The organism is Ferruginibacter sp. (assembly GCF_031391665.1).
GTDB lineage: Bacteria > Bacteroidota > Bacteroidia > Chitinophagales > Chitinophagaceae > Ferruginibacter.
In genome coordinates, this window is the sequence record NZ_JANMUN010000018.1 from 1 (window position 1) to 3769 (window position 3769).

Annotated in this window: 6 protein-coding genes; all 6 read left to right on the plus strand. The window is 35.1% G+C overall.

The annotated features are described in order from the left end of the window. Positions 1–807 (plus strand): glycosyltransferase family 4 protein (locus tag ACY651_RS01270; RefSeq protein WP_462248901.1); only part of this gene is annotated, 807 nt, incomplete at its 5' end. Positions 808–910: 103 nt separating this feature from the next. Further along, the gene (gene gldC / locus ACY651_RS01275) at positions 911–1255 is read left to right on the plus strand and encodes a gliding motility protein GldC (RefSeq protein WP_462248903.1); all 345 of its coding nucleotides are present in this window, start codon (positions 911–913) and stop codon (positions 1253–1255) included. A gap of 117 nt (positions 1256–1372) precedes the next feature. Then, a complete protein-coding gene (locus ACY651_RS01280) occupies positions 1373–1825 on the plus strand; it encodes a GatB/YqeY domain-containing protein (protein WP_462248905.1) in 453 nt (150 codons plus the stop codon). Positions 1826–1913: 88 nt separating this feature from the next. Then, positions 1914–2450: a CvpA family protein gene (locus ACY651_RS01285; protein WP_462248907.1), complete on the plus strand. Its 537-nt coding sequence runs from the start codon at positions 1914–1916 to the stop codon at positions 2448–2450. A 79-nt stretch (positions 2451–2529) separates the two neighbouring features. Beyond that, entirely contained in the window at positions 2530–3306 is a 777-nt protein-coding gene (locus ACY651_RS01290) for an alpha/beta fold hydrolase (RefSeq protein WP_462248909.1), read from the plus strand. 152 nt (positions 3307–3458) lie between these two features. Then, the coding region (locus ACY651_RS01295; RefSeq protein ID WP_462248911.1) for a CBS domain-containing protein at positions 3459–3769 on the plus strand (311 nt) is incomplete at its 3' end.

The window sequence follows — 3769 nt, forward strand, 5'->3', positions numbered from 1 at the left end:
TGTGTAATTGTAAATGATTTATCTTTTTTGCAACTGCCGCAATTTTTTACAAAGCGCTGGTTAAATTTTTATAAAAGAAATACATTAAAATTTTTAACTAAAGCAAAAGTTATTATAACAACCGCCGAATTTTTAAAAAAAGAAATTATTGATAAATATAAAATAGCATCTGATAAAATTGATGTGGCCTACACTGCTGCCAGTAATAATTTTAAACCATCAGCCTGGCAACAAAAAGATACCGTTAAAGAAAAATATACCGAAGGGCTGGAATATTTTTTATACACAGGCCCTGTTAATACCGGCAGCAATTTAATTACACTTTTAAAAGCATTCTCGTTTTTTAAAAAAAGACAAAAAAGCAATATGCAGTTATTGCTGATAAGTAAATCTGCTGCAACTGATAAAGATTTTATTAAAAGTTTAGCCAGTTATAAATACAGGGATGAAGTAAAATTGCTGGATAATTTATCCGACGAAAATATTCTACAAATTACCGGAGCGGCTTACGCAATGATTTATCCATCGCTTTATGATGGCTGTGGCACATCAATTTTACAAGCCATGCAAAGTGATATACCCGTAATTACAGCTAACAATACCGCAATGCCCGAAATTTGTGGCGATGCTGCTTTGTACATTAACCCCAACGACTTTAATGATATTGCCGAAAAAATGATGCAGCTTTTTAAAGATGAAGACCTGCGTAACCAACTAATTATTAAAGGCAGGCAGCAGGCTGCTTTGTACAATTGGGATAAAACAGCTGATATAATTTGGGAAATCATTTTAAAATACGCCAATTAACGATATGTAAATTTGCAAATTGTTACGTATTGTTTTTTTAATAAAGCTGCTAACTTCGCAGTAATTTTCTATAATTACGCTTTACCAAATTTTAAAATTATTTATGAATCAATCAACCATAAAAATCGACATATTACTTGACCCCAACAAAGTACCCGAACAAATAAACTGGGTAGCCAGCGACAGCAATGCCGATATGGTGCAAAAAGCAAAAGCTATGTGCATTGCCTTTTGGGATGGTACCGATAAAACCGCTATGCGTATCGACCTTTGGACAAAAGATATGATGGTAGATGAAATGGCGGACTTTTACTATCAAATGTTTATGAGTATGGCCGATACTTTTAAAAGAGCTACACAACAACAGGAAATAAGCGATGACATGAAAAAATTTGCTAAAACTTTTTTCGAAAAATTCAGGGCATCGCAAATTAAAGAGCAGCAGTAAAAGGAATTTGGAATTAGTAATTTGGTATTTGGATGCAGGAAGCTACCTTAAACATCTAAACACTAAACCTCTAAACGCCTAAACCAATCAACTAATAAACCAATTAACTAACATACTATGGCACTCGAACAACAAATAATGGCCGAAATGAAAGACGCCATGAAAGCAAAAGACGAAGCAACTTTACGCAGCTTACGGGCTATTAAAGCCGAAATTATAAAAGCAAAAACTGAACCCGGCGCAGGTGGCGAAATTGATGAAGCTACAGAGCAAAAATTTTTACAAAAAATGATGAAGCAGCGCAGGGATTCTTTAGAAATTTTTGAAAAACAGGGCCGTGCAGATTTAGCTGTAAAGGAAAAAGAAGAAATGGCAGTAATAGAAAAATTTTTACCCAAGCAACTAGCCGAAGCTGATATAAAATTAATTGTTGAAAAAATAATTGCAGATGCCGGTGCGACTTCTGCGGCAGATATGGGCAAGGTAATGGGTGCAGCCAGCAAACAATTAGCCGGCAAGGCCGATGGAAAAACTATCAGCAATATTGTAAAAGAACTGTTGAGTAAATAAAATCAATTTCAGAATTGAAAGTGCCTTTTTTAAAACTCAATGCTGTTACAAAATAAATGCCCTGATTTAAAATTTCAAATTTGTATTTATGCTGGATATAATTTTTGCCATAATAATTATAATAGCCTGTATTAAAGGTTTTCAAAAAGGGTTAATTATTGCATTGTTCTCCATCGTGGCATTTATTATTGGTTTGGCGGCGGCTTTAAAACTTTCGGCAGTTGTTGCCGTTTGGTTAGGTGGCAGTGCAAACATTAATGCAAAGTGGTTACCGTTTATATCTTTTGCAATTGTATTTTTTGTGGTGGTATTGCTGGTAAGCTGGGGTGGTAAGCTTATTGAAAAAACCTTTCAAATGGCGTTATTGGGTTGGGTAAACCGCATTGGTGGCATTGTTTTTTATGCAGCTTTATACATTATTATTTTTAGTATTTTTTTATTCTACGCCGAAAAAATTCATTTAATAAAACCCGAAACAATAAAAGCATCGCAAACCTACAGTTTTGTACAGCCCTGGGGCCCGATAGTTATTGATAATTTTGGAAAAGTAATACCCATTTTTAAAGATATGTTTACCGACCTCGAAACATTTTTTAGCACCGTTGGCAACAAAATGCAGCATTAATTTTAGCGCTTATTTTATTTAACGTATTTTGCAACATCTGATTTTAACGATAGCAATCAGCAAACCATTTAACTAACCAATGAGTTACGAAATAAAACAAGACGGTAAATTTAAATTTATAGAGGAAGGAGCTGGTGAACCGTTACTTTTGTTGCATGGCTTATTTGGTGCATTAAGTAACTTTCAGGACCTTATTGAGCATTTTAAAAAAACAAATAAAGTGGTGGTACCATTGCTGCCATTGCTGGAGCTGGATCTGTTGCATACCTCAGTTGGCGGCCTGCAAAAATTTGTACAGCGTTTTATTGAACACCGCAATTACAACAACATTCATTTACTGGGCAATTCGCTTGGCGGCCATGTGGGTTTGGTATACGTTTTAAAACATCCGGAACGTATAAAATCACTTATCCTTACCGGCAGTTCTGGCCTTTTTGAAAATGGAATGGGAGACAGCTATCCAAAACGCGGCGATAAAGAATATATTAGAAAAAAAACACAACTTACTTTTTACAATCCCGATTTAGCAACCGAAGAACTGGTAAACGAAGTTTTTGAAATAACCAATAACCGCTTAAAGGTTATTAAAATTATTGCATTGGCAAAAAGTGCCATCCGTAATAATTTAGGAGAAGAGTTAAGCCAGATAAAACAACCCACCTGCCTTATTTGGGGCAATAATGATACTATTACTCCACCATTTGTTGGCAAAGAATTTAACCGGCTTATCCCAAACAGTGAGCTGCATTTTGTAGATAAATGCGGTCATGCTCCTATGATGGAAGTGCCGGAAGACTTCAACAAAATACTTGATGGGTTTTTAAATAAATTAAAAATTCCTGCTGCATCAGTTTAACAAAAATTTTTGTCTGTATAATATTACTTATTGCCTTACGTTATCATCTTAATAATAACACAGGCTCAATATTAATAAAGTGACAGGTAATTTATTTAAACTAAAATCTAAAACTTCAATTCCCCATTAAGGGATAGAGGCACCCTACAGCAATGTTAACCATCGAACTTATAAATAATAGTATTCCCCGGCTTAAGCTGCAGGATACCGTAAGTAAGGCACTGCAGTTAATTAACGATTTCAGGGTTACCCACCTGCCCGTTGTGGCCGATGATAAATACCTGGGTTTAATTAGTGAAGAAGATCTGCTGGATGCTAAACAGGAAAAAATGCCCATCGAATTAATGCAGGAAACTTTTATAACTGCTGCTGTGCATGACAATGAACATTTTTTAAATGCCGTAAATTACTGCAACCAGCATGATACCACTGTGGTACCGGTTGTTAATGAAGAGAATGAATT

Excerpts from the sequence above, each read along its gene's own strand:
- gldC (WP_462248903.1), top strand. The coding sequence starts at position 911 with ATGAATCAATCAACCATAAAAATCGACATATTACTTGACCCCAACAAA.
- ACY651_RS01280 (WP_462248905.1), top strand. The coding sequence starts at position 1,373 with ATGGCACTCGAACAACAAATAATGGCCGAAATGAAAGACGCCATGAAA.
- ACY651_RS01285 (WP_462248907.1), top strand. The coding sequence starts at position 1,914 with ATGCTGGATATAATTTTTGCCATAATAATTATAATAGCCTGTATTAAA.
- ACY651_RS01290 (WP_462248909.1), top strand. The coding sequence starts at position 2,530 with ATGAGTTACGAAATAAAACAAGACGGTAAATTTAAATTTATAGAGGAA.